Source organism: Cupriavidus sp. GW823-FHT07B10 (assembly GCF_058794355.1).
This window is the reverse complement of sequence record NZ_JBXAGS010000009.1, coordinates 21,806-37,871: the sequence shown is the minus strand read 5'-3', so window position 1 is coordinate 37,871 and position 16,066 is coordinate 21,806. Positions and strand designations below refer to the sequence as shown.

Sequence of the window (16,066 nt, the reverse complement as noted above, 5' to 3'; positions counted from 1 at the left end):
GCGGGTTTTTTGGGCCCCTATCGATAGGAGAAATAAATGGAATTCCTCAGCACGATTAAGAATCTCATCCCCGATTACGCCAAGGACATCCGCCTGAACGTGGACGGCACCATCGCGCGCTCTTCGCTGGAAGGCAACGATGCGGTCGGTGTGGCACTGGCGGCGGCATTTGCGGCGCAGAGCAAGGTGCTGGTGGATGCCATCCGCAACGCCGGCGTGCTGTCGCCCGAGGAAACCAACGGCGCGCTGACCGCGGCCGCGCTGATGGGCATGAACAACACCTGGTACCCGTACGTCGAAATGGCCGACGATCCCGACCTGGCCAGCCAGCCGGCCGGCCTGCGCATGAACGCCTATGCCACCCATGGCGGCGTGGACAAGCGCCGTTTCGAGATGTACGCACTGGCCGCCTCGATCGTGGGCAAGTGCCACTTCTGCGTGAAGTCGCACTACCAGCTGCTGAAGAATGAACAGGGCATGACCGCGCAGCAACTGCGCGATGTCGGCCGCATTGCCGCCGTGATCGTGGCCGCCGCCAACGTGATCGCCGCGCAATAAGCCCCGCCACAGCGCGCCCCCGCGCCCTCCGCGGCGCCCTGCCACGGGCGCCGTAGCACAGCAGCCGGCAGCTTCCCATCAGGAGTTGCCGGCTGTTCCCATCCTGCAACCGCCCCGCGCCAGGGCTGCACAGGTGCGGCGATCGGCCTACAATCCAGGCAGGACACGCACTTTCAGGCTGCCATGACCCTGCCTTCGCCGACTTCCCCCCGTTTCCACTACCGCCTCGCGGCGGTGCATGACTGGGGCGACATCGCCGCCGTCACGCAACAAGCCTACGGGCAATATGAGCTGGCCATCATGGAAGACTGCCGCGCGTCGTTCCAGCGCGGCATGCAGGCAGTGCTGGCGACCAGCCATCCGGATATGGAATGGTGGGTGGCGGAGACCGATCACGGCATCATGGGCGCCGTGCTGTTCTGCCATCCGGGCGCCACGCTGCCGGCACTGGACGGCAGCACCATCACCCTGACCCAGCCGGAAGCCCGGCTGCTGTCGGTCAGCCCGCAGGCGCGCGGCCTGGGCCTGGGCCGCACGCTGATGCAGATCTGCATCCAGCGCGCGCGCGATATCGGCGCGTCAACGCTGGTGGTGCGCACCATGCCGGAAATGGCATCGGCCATCCGGCTGTGCCAGCAGATGGGCTTCACCAAGCGCACCGAAGCCGGTGCGCGCACCGGCGCAATGGCCCGCCTGATCGACTATACCTACGCCATCCCGCCGGAAAACGCCACGGCGCCAGACGCGGCGCGCCCCTGATCAGTCCTGCGCGTCGCCCACCGAGGCGCGCCAGAGCAGCACCGCGGCCTGCGCCACGATGCCCTCCTGGCGCCCTTCGAAGCCCAGCTTCTCGTTGGTCTTGGCCTTGACGTTGCAACGCCCGCGCGCAATCCCCAGGTCCTCCGCCAGGTTCGCCACCATCGCCCCGATATGCGGCGCCAGCTTGGGCGCCTGCGCGATCACGGTGGCATCGACATTGCCGATTTCATAGCCCGCCTCGCGCACGCGGCGCGCGGCCTCGCGCAGCAGCACGCGGCTGTCGGCGCCGGCGAACTGCGCGTCGGTGTCGGGGAAATGGCGGCCGATATCGCCCAGCGCGGCCGCGCCGAAGAGCGCGTCGGTGACCGCGTGCAGCAGCGCATCCGCATCGGAATGGCCCAGCAGGCCGCGGTCGTGCGGAATCTCGACCCCGCCCAGGATCAGCTTGCGGCCGGGCACCAGCGCGTGGACGTCATAGCCCTGTCCCACCCGGATATCGAAAGGCATCATGCGGTCAGGCTCCTTTGCCATCGTTGCCCAGCAGCACTTCGGCCAGTGCGAAGTCCTCCGGGTAGGTCACCTTGAAATTGCGCAGCGAGCCGTTGACCAGCCGCGGATGCAGCCCCAGACGCTCGATCGCGCTGGCCTCGTCGGTCACCACCGCGCCGGCCGCCATGGCGTCCTGCAGCGCCTGGCGCAGCACGCCCAGGCGGAACATCTGCGGCGTCTGCGCCTGCCACAGGCCCTCGCGCGGCACCGTGGCGCCGATACGGGCGTCGTCCTGGGCGCGCTTGAGCGTGTCGGGCACCGGCACCGCCAGGATGCCGCCGATGGCGGCGTCCGGGTCGTCGTCGCCGTCGCTTTCCACCGCGCGCACCAGCGCATGGATCATTGCCGGGGTCAGGCCCGGGCGCGCGGCATCGTGCACCAGCACCCAGTCGCTGTCGGTCGCGCCCAGCTGCGCCAGGTGGTGCAGCCCGGCCAGCACCGAGGCATGGCGGGTCTCGCCGCCGACAAAGGCGGTATCGAAGCGCAGCCCGGCAAAGGCGGCCGCGCCGAAGCGCGATTCCAGCGGCATGTCGTCGGGCGCCAGCACCAGCGCGGTGGCGTTGATGGCGTCGCACGCCGAGAACGCCGCCAGCGCGTACCAGATCATCGGCCGGCCGGCCACGGTCTGGTATTGCTTGGGAACGGCGCCGCCGGCGCGGCTGCCGGTACCGGCACAGGGAATCAGGGCAAAGCGGCGAGCGGGCACAGGATCGGCGTTGAGTGAAAGAGGCGCGGGCGCCTGCTGGCCGGCATGGCCAGCGGGACAACCGGTGCGCATTCTATAATACGGCCCTTGCCCGTCGCCATGCCGCGCCATTCCGCATTGACGCGTGCCCGGCAGGCGCCACGGGCCGTTGAGGTCCCCTGCCCCGACCCCCGCCCGCAATGCCGGCGGGGTGTCGTCGTTTTGAACGCCCCGCTGCCGACATGCCTGACGCCAAGCCCGCCTTCCCCTTTGTCAACCTGCCGCTGGTCAAGCCGGGGCTGCGCCACAGCGTGGCGGGCCTGCGCGGCTCGGCCGATGCGCTGGCTGTGGCCGCGTACGCTCGGCAGCACCGCGAGCGCGCGCCGATGCTGGCCGTAGTCTGCTCCCACGCGGTCGATGCCCAGCGCCTGGCCGAGGAAATCCCCTGGTTCGCGCCCGAACTGCGCGTGCGCCTGCTGCCCGACTGGGAAACCCTGCCCTACGACAGCTTCTCGCCGCACCAGGACCTGGTATCAGAGCGCCTGGCCACGCTGCACGACATCCAGACCGGGCAATGCGACGTGATGCTGGTGCCGGCCACCACCGCGCTGTACCGGCTGGCGCCGCCCGCGTTCCTGGCCGCCTACACCTTCTTCTTCAAGCAGGGCGAGCGGCTGGATGAAGCGGCGCTCAAGGCCCAGTTCACGCTGGCCGGCTACGAGCACGTCAGCGCGGTGATGCGCCCCGGCGAATACAGCGTGCGCGGCGGCCTGATCGACCTGTACCCGATGGGCTCGGCGCTGCCGTACCGGATCGACCTGTTCGGCGACGAGATCGAGACCATCCGCGCCTTCGACCCCGACACCCAGCGCAGCCTGTACCCGGTCAAGGAGGTGCGGCTGCTGCCCGGGCGCGAGTTCCCGCTCGACGAAGCCGCGCGCACCGCCTTCCGCGGCCGCTGGCGCGAGCTGTTCGAAGGCGACCCAACCAAGTCGCCGATCTACAAGGACATCGGCAACGGCGTGCCGTCGGCCGGCATCGAGTACTACCTGCCGCTGTTCTTCGAGCAGAGCGCGACCGTGTTCGACTACCTGCCCGCCGATACGCAGCTCGCGTTCGCCGGCAATGTCGACGAGGCCATCCGCCGCTTCTGGGCCGACACCACGCAGCGCTACAACTTCATGCGGCACGACCGCGAGCGCCCGCTGCTGCCGCCAGCGGACCTGTTCCTGTCCGAGGAGCAGTTCTTCGTCGCCGCCAAGCCGATGGCGCGCCTGGTGCTGCAGGCCGAAGCGAACGCGGACCAGGCCGCGTTCTCGGCCATCCTGCCCGACGTCGCGGTGAACCGCCGCGCCGATGATCCGCTGGTCAACCTGGAAGCGCTGCTGCTCGACCAGCAGACCCGCGTGCTGATGTGCGCCGACTCGGCCGGGCGGCGCGAGACCCTGCTGCAGCTCTTTGCCGAAAGCGGCCTGCGCCCGCAGCCGGTGGACGACCTTGCCGCGTTCCTGGCCGGCGAAGCGCATTTCTCGATCGCGGTGGCGCCGCTGCAGAGCGGCTTTGCGCTGCCGCAGGGGCGGATCGCCTTTGTCACCGAGGCCGAGCTGTACGCCGGCACCGCGCGCCGCACCGGCCGCCGCAAGCAGGAGCAGGCCTCCGCCGTCGACTCGATGGTGCGCGACCTGGCCGAGTTGAAGATCGGCGACCCGGTGGTGCACAGCGAGCACGGCATCGGCCGCTATCAGGGCCTGGTCACGCTCGACATGGGCCAGGGCGACGAGGAATTCCTGCACCTGGACTACGACAAGGGCAGCAAGCTGTATGTGCCGGTGCACCAGTTGCATGTAATCTCGCGCTATTCCGGCGCCGATCCCGATACCGCGCCGCTGCACCACCTGGGCTCGGGCCAGTGGGACAAGGCCAAGCGCAAGGCAGCCCAGCAGATCCGCGACACCGCCGCCGAGCTGCTCAACCTGTACGCGCGCCGCGCCGCGCGCGAGGGCTTTGCCTTCCCGCTCTCGCCCAAGGACTACGAGACCTTCGCCGAAAGCTTCGGCTTCGAGGAAACGCCGGACCAGGCCGCCGCGATTGCCGCGGTGATCGCCGACATGACCTCGGGCAAGCCGATGGACCGGCTGGTGTGCGGCGACGTGGGCTTCGGCAAGACCGAGGTGGCGCTGCGCGCGGCCTTTGTCGCGGTGCTGGGCGGCAAGCAGGTGGCGATGCTGGCGCCGACCACGCTGCTGGCCGAGCAGCACTTCCAGACGCTGTCCGACCGCTTCGCCGAATGGCCGGTGCGCATCGTCGAGCTGTCGCGCTTCAAGACCAAGAAGGAAATCGACGCGGCCATCAGGCAGATCAACGAAGGCACCGTCGACATCGTCATCGGCACCCACAAGATCCTGTCCGACCAGGTCAGGTTCGAGCGCCTGGGGCTGGTCATCATCGACGAGGAACACCGCTTCGGCGTGCGCCAGAAGGAGGCGCTGAAGACCCTGCGCGCCGAGGTCGACGTGCTGACCCTGACCGCCACGCCGATCCCGCGCACGCTGGGCATGGCGCTGGAAGGCCTGCGCGACTTCTCGGTGATCGCGACCGCGCCGCAGAAGCGGCTGGCGATCAAGACCTTCGTGCGGCGCGAGGAAGACGGCGTGATCCGCGAGGCCATCCTGCGCGAGCTCAAGCGCGGCGGCCAGGTCTACTTCCTGCACAACGAGGTCGAGACCATCGAGAACAAGCGCGCGCGGCTGGCCGAGCTGGTGCCCGAGGCGCGCATTGCCGTCGCGCACGGCCAGATGCATGAGCGCGAGCTGGAGCGCGTGATGCGCGACTTCGTCGCGCGCCGCGACAACATCCTGCTGTGCACCACCATCATCGAGACCGGCATCGACGTGCCGACCGCCAACACCATCCTGATCCACCGCTCGGACAAGTTCGGCCTGGCGCAGCTGCACCAGCTGCGCGGCCGGGTCGGGCGCTCGCACCACCAGGCCTATGCCTACCTGCTGGTGCATGATGTCGAGGGCCTGACCAAGCAGGCGCAGCGCCGGCTCGAAGCGATCCAGCAGATGGAGGAACTGGGCTCGGGCTTCTACCTGGCCATGCATGACCTGGAAATCCGCGGCGCGGGCGAGGTGCTGGGCGACAAGCAGTCGGGCGAGATCCACGAGATCGGCTTCCAGCTCTACACTGACATGCTCAACGCCGCGGTCAAGGCGCTCAAGGCCGGCAAGGAACCCGACCTGATGGCGCCGCTGGCCGCGACCACCGAGATCAACCTGGGCACGCCGGCGCTGCTGCCCAACGACTACTGCGCCGACGTGCACGAGCGGCTGTCGCTGTACAAGCGGCTGGCCAACTGCGAGACCGCCGAGCGCGTGGACGATATCCAGGAAGAGCTGATCGACCGCTTCGGCCGACTGCCGGCGCAGGCGCAGGCGCTGGTCGAGACCCACCGGCTGCGCATCGCCGCGGCACCGCTGGGCGTGCGCAAGATCGACGCGGGCGAGGCCACCATCAGCGTGCAGTTCGTGCCCAACCCGCCGATCGACGCGATGCGCATCATCGACCTGGTGCAGAAGAACCGCCATATCAAGCTGGCCGGGCAGGACAAGCTGCGCATCGAGGCCAAGATGCCGGACGTGGCGATCCGCGCGCAGACCATCAAGCATACGTTGCGGCAACTGGCGTAGGGGTCATGCGTATCCTGCATGGACGCGGCGCGCGGCCGGGTGTAGCATCGATTCCTTAACAAGTTAGCGATAACGCCCCCATGCCCGCCCAAGCCGCTTCTTCCCGTCAGCCCGTCACCGAAACCGCCGCGCGCGGCAGCGCGCTTGAATGGACCCAGCGGCTGGTCGCGTACGACACCACCAGCCGCAACTCCAACCTGGGCCTGATCGAGTCGGTGCGCGACCATTTCCTGGCCAAGGGGCTGAAGCCGCATCTGAGCTACAACCCGCAGCAGGACAAGGCCAACCTGTTCGTCACCGTGCCCGCCGCCGACGGCAATACCAACGGCGGCATCGTGCTCTCCGGCCATACCGACGTGGTGCCGGTGGACGGCCAGGACTGGACCACCGACCCGTTCAAGCCGGTGGTGCGCGACGGCAAGCTCTACGGCCGCGGCACCTGCGACATGAAAGGCTTTATCGGCACCAGCCTGTCGCTGCTGCCGGCCATCCTGCAGGCCAGGCTGCGCGAGCCGGTCCACTACGCGCTGTCCTTCGACGAAGAGATCGGCTGCATGGGCGCGCCCTACCTGCTGGCCGAACTGCGCGACCGCGGCGTGACGCCCGGCGGCTGCATCGTCGGCGAACCCACCAGCATGCGCGTGATCGTGGCGCACAAGGGCATCAACGCCTACCGTTGCTGCGTCAGGGGCCAGGCCGCGCACTCGTCGCTGACGCCGCGCGGCGTCAATGCGATCGAATACGCCGCGCGCCTGATCTGCTTCATCCGCGACATCGCCGATGAGTTCAAGGCCAACGGCCCCTACGACCAGGCCTTCGACGTGCCCTACACCACCGCGCAGACCGGCACCATCCAGGGCGGCATCGCGCTGAACACCATCCCGGCACTGTGCGAGTTCGTGTTCGAGTTCCGCAACCTGCCCGGCGTGGATCCCGAAGCCATCTACGCCCGCATCCAGGCCTACGCCAACGACGTGCTGCTGCCGAAGATGCGCGCCGAGCATGCCGACGCCGGCCTGACGCTGAGCAAGATCGCCGCCGCGCCGTCGCTGGACGTGGCCGAACAGGAAGCCATCACGCAGCTGGTGCGCGCGCTGACCGCCGACCGCGACACCAACAAGGTGGCCTACGGCACCGAGGCCGGCCTGTTCCAGCGCGCCGGCATTCCGGCCGTGGTGTGCGGGCCTGGCGATATCCAGCAGGCGCACAAGCCGGATGAGTTTGTTGCGCTGGAGCAGTTGGCTGCTTGCGAGGCGTTCCTGCACAAGGTGGTCGACAGCTTGCGCGTGAGCTGACTGCCGGGCATGCCAGAGCTTTGCTCCCCTCTCCCGCTTGCGGGAGAGGGGAGCAACCAATCCGCTTTTCCCGGCGCTTTGCACTTGCCGCGCGCCGCCACACCGCCTGCATCACACCAACAACAACGAAGGAGACCTTGCATGGCTGTCCGTGATTCCGCATCCCGTCCCACCACCCGCTTCGCGCTCGCCACCCTGGCGCTCGCCACCGGCCTGCTCTGCAACACCGCGCAGGCCCAGACGCAAGGCGCCGAAACCCTGCACGCCCAGATCGAAACCCGCGCCAAGGCCGTCGAGAAACAACTCATCGCGTGGCGCCGCGATATCCACCAGCATCCGGAACTGGGCAACTACGAGACGCGCACCGCCAAGCTCGTGGCCGACCACCTGCGCAAGCTCGGCATGGAAGTGAAGACGGGCGTGGCCAAGACCGGCGTGGTCGGCGTGCTCAAGGGCGGCAAGCCCGGCCCGGTAGTGGCGCTGCGCGCCGACATGGATGCGCTGCCGGTCAAGGAACGCGTGGACGTGCCGTTCGCGTCGAAGGCCAAGGGCCAGTACCTGGGCAAGGAAGTGGACGTGATGCACGCCTGCGGCCATGACACGCACGTGGCGATTCTGATGGCCACCGCCGAGGTGCTGGCCGGCATGAAGGACCAGCTGCCCGGCACGGTCAAGTTCATCTTCCAGCCGGCCGAGGAAAGCCCGGCCGACTTCGAACCGAATGGCTCCAACACCTGGGGCGCCAAGCAGATGGTGTCCGAGGGCGTGCTGGACAATCCCAAGGTCGATGCGATCTTCGGCCTGCACGTGAGCAGCGGCATCGAATCGGGCAAGCTGGGCTGGCGCAGCGGCCCCTCGATGGCGGCGGCCGACCAGTTCTGGATCGACGTCAAGGGCCGCCAGACCCACGGCGCGCGGCCGTGGGGCGGGATCGACCCGATCGTGGTGGCGTCGCAGATCGTGATGGGCCTGCAGACCATCCAGAGCCGCCAGGTCAACGCCATGCTGGAGCCGTCGGTGATTACCGTGGGCACCATCCACGGCGGCAACCGCATGAACATCGTGCCGGAGAAGGTCGAGATGATGGGCACCGTGCGCACCTATGACGAAGGCATGAAGAAGGACATCCATGCCCGCATGAAGCGCACCACCGAGGCCATCGCCACCAGCGCCGGCGCCGAGGCCAGCTTCCGCGTGGTGGAGTTGTACAACGCCACCATCAACCAGCCGGCCCTGACCGAGAAGATGGCGCCCACGCTGCAGCGCGTGGCCGGCGAAGGCAACTGGATGATCACGCCCAAGGCGACCGCGTCGGAGGACTTCTCGTTCTACCAGGAGAAGGTCCCGGGCCTGTTCTTCAACCTCGGGGTGACGCCCAAGGGCCAGGATGTGACCAAGGCGCCTTCCAACCACTCGCCTGAGTTCTATGTGGACGAGCCGGCGCTGATCAACGGCGTGCGCGCCCTGTCCAGCCTGACCGTGGACTACATGGTGATGGCGCAGCGCTGAGCGGCTCGCCCGGGGCGCGGCGGCGGGGCTACAATAGCCCTTTTGCCGCGTTGCAGCCCCGCGCGGCAAGCGCCCGACCTTCATCCGCCATGCCCCTGATCCTCCAGAGCACCGCCCCGCTTTCCCCAGCCGACCTCGACACCGCCCGCACCCTGGCCCGCGCCTCTGAACTGGTGCTGCGCAGCGAGACCGTCGCCGCCGCCGAGGAATGCGCGCCGCTGACGCCGGCGCTGCGCGATGCGCTGGACGATTTCTGCGGCCCGCGCGCGATCGACTGGGCAGTGGTGCCCGCGGGGCGCAAGCTGTCCGACTTCCGCCTGGTGGCGATGGACATGGACTCGACCCTGATCACGATCGAGTGCATCGACGAGATCGCAGATTTCTGCGGCCTCAAGGCCGAGGTCTCGGCCATCACCGAAGCCGCCATGCGCGGCGAGATCACCGATTTCAACGAAAGCCTGCGCCGCCGCGTGGCCCTGCTCAAGGGCCTGGACGCCAGCGTGCTGGACCGCGTCTATGAAGAGCGCCTGCGGCTGTCGCCGGGCGCCGAGCGCATGCTGCAGACCGTGCAGGCGCTGGGCCTGCGCACGCTGCTGGTGTCGGGCGGCTTCGTGCATTTCACCGAGAAGCTCAAGGCACGGCTCCAGCTCGACGTGACCCGCGCCAATACGCTGGAGATCGTCGACGGCAAGCTGACCGGCAATGTCGTCGGCGAGATCGTCAACGCCGACGTCAAGGCCCGCACCGTGCAGGAAGTCTGCGCCCGGATCGGAGCCACGCCGGACCAGGCCATCGTCATGGGCGATGGCTCCAACGACCTGAAGATGATGGCCGTGGCCGGCCTGTCGGTGGCATTCCGGGCCAAGCCGGTGGTGCGCACGCAAGCCAGCGTCGCGTTCAACCACGTCGGCCTGGACGGCCTGCTGGCGCTGTTCCCGCACTGATCCCGGGCCGCGGACAACGCGGCAATGCGCGCCGGGCGGCAAGCGCCCGGCCGGCCCCACCCGCGCGGGCCGCCTGCGACTCGTCGCCACAGCCAGCGCAAGTCCCTCCCCCAAGTGCAGATGAATCCCCACTGAGACGCAACGTCTACTTAGCGCTTGCCTCTTCAAATGCGAATCATTACCATTAATGTTTCGTTTATCTGTCATTTCTCCATGCAAGTTCTGGCCGTCCTTCTTGGCCTGGCTGCGGCTGCGTGCCTGTACCTGGCCGCGCCCAACCAGGTCCTGCTGCCGCCCGGCAGGGTCACGCAACCGCGTACGCTGGGCTGGCTGGGCCTGGTCCTGGTCGTCGTCAGCACCTGGCTGTGGAGCATCACCGATGGCTGGCCCGCAGCCATTGCCGCCAGCCTGGTGACCGTGCCCTGCGCGCTGTCGGTATGGCCCTTTATCGCCACCTATGCCGCGCGCAAGCGCCGGGCAGCACGGGAGCAACGGGCATGAGCGCAGACCGCTCCGCAATGGGCACCAAATGGCTTGCCGGTGCGCTGCTCGGGCTGCCGCTGGCGGTGGCGCTGTGCACGCTGTTGATCCTGTGGCTGCCGGGCGGCTGGGAAACCGGCATCGTCGCGGCCGTGGTGGCCTGCCTGCCGGTGTGGGTGGCCATCATCAGCGCCAGCCTGCTGTTCCGTTCCAGCCGCACTGCCTGGGTCTGGCTGGGCGGCGCCAACCTGCTCTGCTTCGGCGCGCTCTGGCTGCTGCGCCTGGCCAGGCTGGCGCCGACGGCACTGGCCGCCTCCTGAGAACGCCATCATGAAAACCGCAACCCTGCGCCTGTACCAGACGCTGCATACCTGGGTCGGCCTGATGGCCGGCTGGGCCCTGTTTATCGCCTTCTTTGCCGGGGCGGTCACCGTGTTCCACCATGAGCTGCACGTTTGGCAGTCGCCGTCGCGGCTGAAAGGCAATGCGCAGTTCGAGGCCAGTACCGACCCGGCCGCGGTCGACCGCTTCATGCAGAAGCTGGTCGCGATCCACCCCGAGGCCGCGGCCAGCTCATACGTGATCATGCCGTCGGAGGGAGAGCCCAATATCGCGGCCTACTGGCAGGACCAGGCCGGCGAGTGGCAGATGACCACCGACGCCCGCCTGGCCGGCGGCGCCGCGATGCAGCGCGACACCTCGCGCGACCAGGTGATCGGCGAACTGTCGGCATTCCTGAACAGCCTGCACTACTCGCTGGGGATCCCGGTCGGCGGCATCTATTTCATGGGCGCGATCTCGGTGCTGTACGGGCTGGCACTGGTATCGGGCGTGCTGCTGCACCTGCCACGGCTGAAGAAGGACCTGTTTGCAGTGCGCCCCGGGCGCAACCTGAAGCGCTTCTGGATGGACACCCACAATGTGCTGGGCCTGTTCAGCCTGCCTTTCCACCTGGTCTTTGCCATCACCGGCGCGCTGTTCTGCCTGTCGCTGGTGCTGATGATGGCGTTCAACACACTGACCTTCGATGGCCGCCTGTTCGAGGCGGTGCCCCGCGCCACCACCGCCGTGCCGGAAGTGGCCGCGGCCAACCGCGCGGTGCCGACCATGCCCACGGCAACGCTGATGCAGATCGCGCGCGAGCACGGCGGCGAGCGATTCACGCCCGAGTCGTTCCGCTTCCAGCGCTATGGCGACGCCAACGCCGTGGTGGAGGTGCGCGGCACCAGCACGCAGGCACTCGGCAACCTGGGCTCGGTCGGCATCCATGCCGCCAGCGGCGAGCCCAACGCGGGCCAGCTGACCGCCAACCAGACCGCCGGCACGCGCGACAGCAACCACGGGCTCTACAGCGCGCTGTACGCACTGCATTTCGGCACTTTCGGCGAGCTGCCGGTGCGGCTGGTCTACCTGCTGGCCGGGCTCGCCGGCGCCTTCCTGTTCTATTCGGGCAACCTGCTGTGGATCGAGTCACGGCGCAAGCTGCGCCTGGCCGAGCAGCCGCGCGTGCACCGGCTGCTGGCGCAGGGCACGGTCGGCGTGTGCATCGGCTGCTGCATCGGCGTGGCGCTGTGCTTCCCGGCGGCGCTGCTGTGGCCGGAACGCGCGGTGAGCTACACGTATTTCACGGTGTTTGTCCTGGCCTGTGCCTGGGCGCTGCTGCGCCCGCCGGTGCGCGCCGCGGTGGAACTGCTCTACGCCGCCGCGCTGGCGTGGCTGACGGTGCCGCTGGCGAACGCGATCCTGACCGGCGACCACCTGCTGCACAGCATCCCCAGCGGGCACTGGATCATCGCCGGCTTCGATATCGGCGCGATCGCGCTGGCCACGGGCTTTGTCGCCCTGGCCCGCGCCACGCAGCGCCGCGCGCGCAGTGGGCCGGCGGAGTCGGTCTGGGCGATGCCGCGGGCAGCCCAAGCCGCCCAGACCGCCCAGACCGCCAGGCCCACCGCGGGCGCCAAGGCGATGCCCAGCACGGATACGCCCTGAGCGCATGGCGCCCGCACGCAAGAACGGACGCAGCAGCGTCCGTTTTTGTTTCCTGGGCAGCACCAGCCCGGCCCCTGCCCTACACTATCTCAGGCCAACAACATCGAGCCTGCCGCCATGGAATCGACCTTCCACCAGTTTTCCGAACTGTTCGCCCAACTCGGCCTGGCCTCCGACGAAGCCAGCATCCGCAGCTTTATCGGCACGCACGCCCCGCTGCCCGACGATGTCGAGCTGGCCGAGGCACCGTTCTGGACCCCCGCCCAGGCCACGCTGCTGCGCGACGAGCTGCTGGACGACGCCGACTGGGCCGAGGTCGTCGACCAGCTCAATCTCGCCCTGAGACAGCCGGCCTGAGGCCGCTTACGCGGCCAGCGTAGCCTCCAGCGCCTGGCGCAGGTCGGCGATCAGGTCGCGCGTGTCTTCCAGGCCGATATAAAGCCGCACCAGTTCGCCGGTATCCTGCCAGCCGGCCGGCGGCCAGGTGCCCGCCGGGCGCATGCCCTGCACGTGGTACGGCACGGCCAGGCTGTGGGCACCGCCCCAGGACCAGCCGATCGCAAACAGCTGCAGCGCCTCGACCAAGGCATCCACCTGCTGGCGTGTATAGCGTGCCCGCAGGATGATGGCAAAGAGCCCGCTGGCACCGGTGAAATCGCGCCGCCAGCTGGCGTGGCCGGGGCAGTCCGGCAGCGCCGGATGCAGCACGCGCGCAACCTCGGGCCGCTGGCGCAGCCACTCCGCCACTTCGCGGGCCGCACGGTCATGCGCGGCCAGGCGCACCGGCAGGCTCGGCAGCCCGCGCAGCACCAGGTGGCAGTCATCGGCGGAAACACCCCAGCCCATCAGCATGCGGGTGCGCTTGAGGCGGTCATGCAGCGCATCGTCGCAGGTCAGCACCGCGCCCATCAGCACGTCGCTGCCGCCGGACTGGTACTTGGTCAGCGCCTGCACCGAGATGTCGATGCCCTTGTCGAACGGGCGGAAGTAGATGCCGGCAGACCAGGTATTGTCGATCGCGGTCAGCACGCCGTGCGCCCTGGCCGCGGCGACGATGGCGTCGCTGTCGGGCACTTCCATGGTCACCGAACCGGGCGACTCCATCCAGATCAGGCGCGTATTCGGCCGGATCATCGCCGCCATCGCAGCAGCGTCCATCGGGTCGTAGTAGCGCACGGTCACGCCGAATTCGCGTGCCAGCCACTCGCCGTGGTCGCGGTTGGGGCCGTAGACGTTGTGCGGCACCAGCACATCGTCGCCGCTCTTGAGCAGCGCGAAGTAGACCAGCGAGATCGCCGCCAGCCCCGACGGCTGCAGCAGCGTGTGGCGCGCGCCCTCCAGCAGCGCCAGGTGCTGGCACAGCGCCTCGCTGGTGGGCGTGGCGTGCAGGCCATAGCGCCAGTAGGTGGTGGCACCGTCGCCATGGGCGCGCAGTTCGGCGAGGTTGCGGAACACCACGGTGGAGCCGCGGTGCGTGGCGGGAGAGAACGAGGCAAAGCCGGGCGCGATCTCCAGCTCGGGCTGGACCGCAACGGTTTGCAGGTAATGGGCGGGCGACGCGGGCTTGTCGGATGGCGAATCGGACACGGCGGTTTCCTTGCTGGCTGCTGGCCGGACACGGCGCGCTGCCCCGGCGGCATCGCCCGGGCAGAAGCGTGGCACGGTCAGGAATGAGACTCGATGAGCCTCCGAGCTTACCAGCAAATGCCGGCCGCGCCACCGGCGATGGCAACGGCGGACACCAGCAAGCGGCTTACCAGCCGGAAATCGAGGACTTCGGCGGCGGCGGCGCGTAAGTGACGCCGCTGTTGGGCCTCATGTCGAACGGGGGGATCACCAGCACGCCCAGAGGGCGGATAAAGAACGGCAGCACGATGGCCGGGTTGAACGCGTCGGTCCAGGTGCCGCGCACGGCGCCGCTGGCGTCGATGCTGCCTTCCCAGTTGCCCGATACGCGGGTGCCGTCGTCGGACTCCTCCATCAGGAAGGCGCCGTCCTCCCACTCGCCTGCCAGCAGGCGCACACCGGCGCCACGGCCGGCGTATTCGCCACGCACGCTGTCGCGCTCGTCAGGCTTGGGGCCCAGGCGCAGCCGCACCGGCTGGTCGCCGACCTTGCCGACGTAGACCGGCAGCGACGCATATTCCGGCCGCGGCGCCAGGGGTTTTGGCGCGCCAGTGGAAAGCGAGGTGCCGCCGCGCCGCGCTTCGCCGTCGCGAATGGCCTGGTTGATGCCCAGGCCTTCGCCGCCGGCTGGCCCGGTGTTAACCGGGCCGGTCGACAGCTCGGTCGCCGGCGCTGCCTGCGCCGTGCCCGCCAGCGCGAGCACGGCGGCCAGGCCGAGCGCGCAGAGGTTCTTCGTCAGCGAAGCCAGGCGCAAGGCTAACCTCAGATACGCTCGAAGATGGCGGCAATGCCCTGCCCGCCGCCGATGCACATCGTCACCAGCGCGTAGCGGCCCTGCACGCGGTTCAGCTCATGCAGCGCCTTCACCGTGATCAGGGCACCGGTGGCGCCGATCGGGTGGCCCAGCGAGATGCCCGAGCCGTTCGGGTTAACCTTGGCCGGGTCCAGACCGAGCGCCTTGGTCACGGCGCACGCCTGTGCGGCAAAGGCTTCGTTGGCTTCGATCACGTCCAGGTCCGACACCTGCAGGCCGGCGCGCTCCAGCGCGATCTTCGTCGCCGGCACCGGGCCGATGCCCATGGCCTTCGGGTCCACGCCGGCATGGCCGTACGACACCAGGCGGGCCAGCGGCTTCAGGCCGCGGCGCTCGGCTTCGGCGCGCTCCATCATCACCACCGCGGCGGCGGCGTCGTTCAGGCCCGAGGCATTGCCGGCCGTGACCGTGCCGTTTTCCTTGACGAAGACCGGCCTGAGCTTGGTCATGTCGTCGATGGTGGCGTCATGGCGCACGTGCTCGTCGGTGTCGAAGGTGACGTCGCCCTTGCGGCCCTTGCTCACCACCGGGACGATCTGGTCCTTGAAGTAGCCGGCCTTGATCGCTGCCGAAGCGCGGCGGTGCGATTCCAGCGCGGCCTCGTCCTGCTGCGCGCGCGAGATGTCGTATTCCTTGGCGACATTCTCGGCGGTCACACCCATGTGGATGCGATGGAAGGGATCGTGCAGCGCACCCAGCATCATGTCGACCAGGCCGGCGTCGCCCATGCGTGCGCCCCAGCGCGCTGCCGGCGCCAGGTACGGTGCGCGGCTCATGCTTTCCGCGCCGCCGCCGATGGCGACGTCGGTATCGCCCAGCAGGATGGTCTGCGCGGCGCTCACAATGGCCTGCAGGCCCGAGCCGCACAGGCGGTTCACGGTCAGCGCGGGGGCGTTGATCGTCACCCCGCCGTTGACGGCCGCGACGCGGCCCAGATACATGTCGCGCGGCTCGGTCTGGATCACGTTGCCGAATACCACGTGGCCGACATCGTCGCCCGACACCTGCGCGCGCGCCAGCGCCTCGCGCACCACCAGTGCGCCCAGCTCCGCCGGTGCCACATCCTTCAGGCTGCCGCCAAAGGTCCCGATCGCGGTACGGACACCGCTTACCACTACCACTTCACGCGTCATGACTTTGTCTCCATGAGGTTATGTTGCACCGCA

At 68.8% G+C, this 16,066-nt stretch carries 15 protein-coding genes; 10 read left to right on the top strand and 5 right to left on the bottom strand.

The window, feature by feature from the left end:
- Positions 1-36: 36 nt before the first annotated feature.
- On the top strand, positions 37-558 hold the full coding sequence (locus AC1Q6V_RS19495) for a carboxymuconolactone decarboxylase family protein (RefSeq protein ID WP_010810111.1): 522 nt from the start codon (positions 37-39) through the stop codon (positions 556-558).
- A gap of 183 nt (positions 559-741) precedes the next feature.
- A complete protein-coding gene (locus tag AC1Q6V_RS19490; protein WP_010810112.1) occupies positions 742-1,317 on the top strand; it encodes a GNAT family N-acetyltransferase in 576 nt (191 codons plus the stop codon).
- Here AC1Q6V_RS19490 and ispF read toward each other — a convergent pair whose 3' ends face one another.
- Both ispF and ispD read right to left on the bottom strand, forming a co-directional pair.
- Positions 1,318-1,827 (bottom strand): 2-C-methyl-D-erythritol 2,4-cyclodiphosphate synthase, encoded by a 510-nt coding sequence (ispF, locus tag AC1Q6V_RS19485; RefSeq protein WP_010810113.1) that lies wholly within the window; start codon positions 1,825-1,827, stop codon positions 1,318-1,320. It abuts the gene before it with no gap.
- 4 nt (positions 1,828-1,831) lie between these two features.
- Complete coding sequence (gene ispD / locus AC1Q6V_RS19480) at positions 1,832-2,644, bottom strand: 2-C-methyl-D-erythritol 4-phosphate cytidylyltransferase (RefSeq protein WP_010810114.1); 813 nt, start codon at positions 2,642-2,644, stop codon at positions 1,832-1,834.
- A 149-nt stretch (positions 2,645-2,793) separates the two neighbouring features.
- Between ispD and mfd the strand changes: the two genes are divergently transcribed.
- From mfd to AC1Q6V_RS19440, 8 genes are all read left to right on the top strand, one after another.
- Complete coding sequence (gene mfd / locus AC1Q6V_RS19475) at positions 2,794-6,243, top strand: transcription-repair coupling factor (protein ID WP_058697288.1); 3,450 nt, start codon at positions 2,794-2,796, stop codon at positions 6,241-6,243.
- 80 nt (positions 6,244-6,323) lie between these two features.
- On the top strand, positions 6,324-7,538 hold the full coding sequence (argE, locus tag AC1Q6V_RS19470) for an acetylornithine deacetylase (RefSeq protein ID WP_010810116.1): 1,215 nt from the start codon (positions 6,324-6,326) through the stop codon (positions 7,536-7,538).
- A 141-nt stretch (positions 7,539-7,679) separates the two neighbouring features.
- Complete coding sequence (locus AC1Q6V_RS19465; RefSeq protein ID WP_439668753.1) at positions 7,680-9,047, top strand: amidohydrolase; 1,368 nt, start codon at positions 7,680-7,682, stop codon at positions 9,045-9,047.
- Positions 9,048-9,136: 89 nt separating this feature from the next.
- Positions 9,137-9,991: a phosphoserine phosphatase SerB gene (gene serB / locus AC1Q6V_RS19460; protein ID WP_439668752.1), complete on the top strand. Its 855-nt coding sequence runs from the start codon at positions 9,137-9,139 to the stop codon at positions 9,989-9,991.
- 213 nt (positions 9,992-10,204) lie between these two features.
- Positions 10,205-10,492: a hypothetical protein gene (locus AC1Q6V_RS19455; RefSeq protein WP_010810119.1), complete on the top strand. Its 288-nt coding sequence runs from the start codon at positions 10,205-10,207 to the stop codon at positions 10,490-10,492.
- Positions 10,489-10,791, top strand: coding sequence for a hypothetical protein (locus tag AC1Q6V_RS19450; protein WP_011615092.1), 303 nt, complete (start codon positions 10,489-10,491; stop codon positions 10,789-10,791). Before AC1Q6V_RS19455 ends, AC1Q6V_RS19450 begins: the two co-directional genes overlap by 4 nt.
- A gap of 10 nt (positions 10,792-10,801) precedes the next feature.
- The gene (locus AC1Q6V_RS19445; RefSeq protein ID WP_010810121.1) at positions 10,802-12,460 is read left to right on the top strand and encodes a PepSY-associated TM helix domain-containing protein; all 1,659 of its coding nucleotides are present in this window, start codon (positions 10,802-10,804) and stop codon (positions 12,458-12,460) included.
- Between the two features lie 117 nt (positions 12,461-12,577).
- Positions 12,578-12,817: a DUF2789 domain-containing protein gene (locus AC1Q6V_RS19440; protein WP_010810122.1), complete on the top strand. Its 240-nt coding sequence runs from the start codon at positions 12,578-12,580 to the stop codon at positions 12,815-12,817.
- Positions 12,818-12,823: 6 nt separating this feature from the next.
- Here the strand turns inward: AC1Q6V_RS19440 and AC1Q6V_RS19435 are convergent, their stop codons facing one another.
- The 3 genes from AC1Q6V_RS19435 to bktB all read right to left on the bottom strand — a co-directional run bounded on the left by AC1Q6V_RS19435 (position 12,824) and on the right by bktB (position 16,033).
- A complete protein-coding gene (locus AC1Q6V_RS19435) occupies positions 12,824-14,047 on the bottom strand; it encodes a cystathionine beta-lyase (RefSeq protein ID WP_010810123.1) in 1,224 nt (407 codons plus the stop codon).
- Positions 14,048-14,213: 166 nt separating this feature from the next.
- The gene (locus tag AC1Q6V_RS19430; protein WP_010810124.1) at positions 14,214-14,840 is read right to left on the bottom strand and encodes a hypothetical protein; all 627 of its coding nucleotides are present in this window, start codon (positions 14,838-14,840) and stop codon (positions 14,214-14,216) included.
- 8 nt (positions 14,841-14,848) lie between these two features.
- Positions 14,849-16,033, bottom strand: coding sequence for a beta-ketothiolase BktB (gene bktB / locus AC1Q6V_RS19425; RefSeq protein ID WP_011615089.1), 1,185 nt, complete (start codon positions 16,031-16,033; stop codon positions 14,849-14,851).
- Positions 16,034-16,066 lie beyond the last annotated feature (33 nt).

What these genes read in the sequence shown, in the direction of transcription:
- mfd (WP_058697288.1), top strand. Translation starts at nt 2,794, where the DNA reads ATGCCTGACGCCAAGCCCGCCTTCCCCTTTGTCAACCTGCCGCTGGTC.
- AC1Q6V_RS19455 (WP_010810119.1), top strand. Translation starts at nt 10,205, where the DNA reads ATGCAAGTTCTGGCCGTCCTTCTTGGCCTGGCTGCGGCTGCGTGCCTG.
- ispF (WP_010810113.1), bottom strand. Translation starts at nt 1,827, where the DNA reads ATGATGCCTTTCGATATCCGGGTGGGACAGGGCTATGACGTCCACGCG.
- AC1Q6V_RS19440 (WP_010810122.1), top strand. Translation starts at nt 12,578, where the DNA reads ATGGAATCGACCTTCCACCAGTTTTCCGAACTGTTCGCCCAACTCGGC.
- bktB (WP_011615089.1), bottom strand. Translation starts at nt 16,033, where the DNA reads ATGACGCGTGAAGTGGTAGTGGTAAGCGGTGTCCGTACCGCGATCGGG.
- AC1Q6V_RS19450 (WP_011615092.1), top strand. Translation starts at nt 10,489, where the DNA reads ATGAGCGCAGACCGCTCCGCAATGGGCACCAAATGGCTTGCCGGTGCG.
- serB (WP_439668752.1), top strand. Translation starts at nt 9,137, where the DNA reads ATGCCCCTGATCCTCCAGAGCACCGCCCCGCTTTCCCCAGCCGACCTC.
- AC1Q6V_RS19465 (WP_439668753.1), top strand. Translation starts at nt 7,680, where the DNA reads ATGGCTGTCCGTGATTCCGCATCCCGTCCCACCACCCGCTTCGCGCTC.
- AC1Q6V_RS19495 (WP_010810111.1), top strand. Translation starts at nt 37, where the DNA reads ATGGAATTCCTCAGCACGATTAAGAATCTCATCCCCGATTACGCCAAG.
- AC1Q6V_RS19445 (WP_010810121.1), top strand. Translation starts at nt 10,802, where the DNA reads ATGAAAACCGCAACCCTGCGCCTGTACCAGACGCTGCATACCTGGGTC.
- argE (WP_010810116.1), top strand. Translation starts at nt 6,324, where the DNA reads ATGCCCGCCCAAGCCGCTTCTTCCCGTCAGCCCGTCACCGAAACCGCC.
- AC1Q6V_RS19490 (WP_010810112.1), top strand. Translation starts at nt 742, where the DNA reads ATGACCCTGCCTTCGCCGACTTCCCCCCGTTTCCACTACCGCCTCGCG.
- ispD (WP_010810114.1), bottom strand. Translation starts at nt 2,644, where the DNA reads ATGCGCACCGGTTGTCCCGCTGGCCATGCCGGCCAGCAGGCGCCCGCG.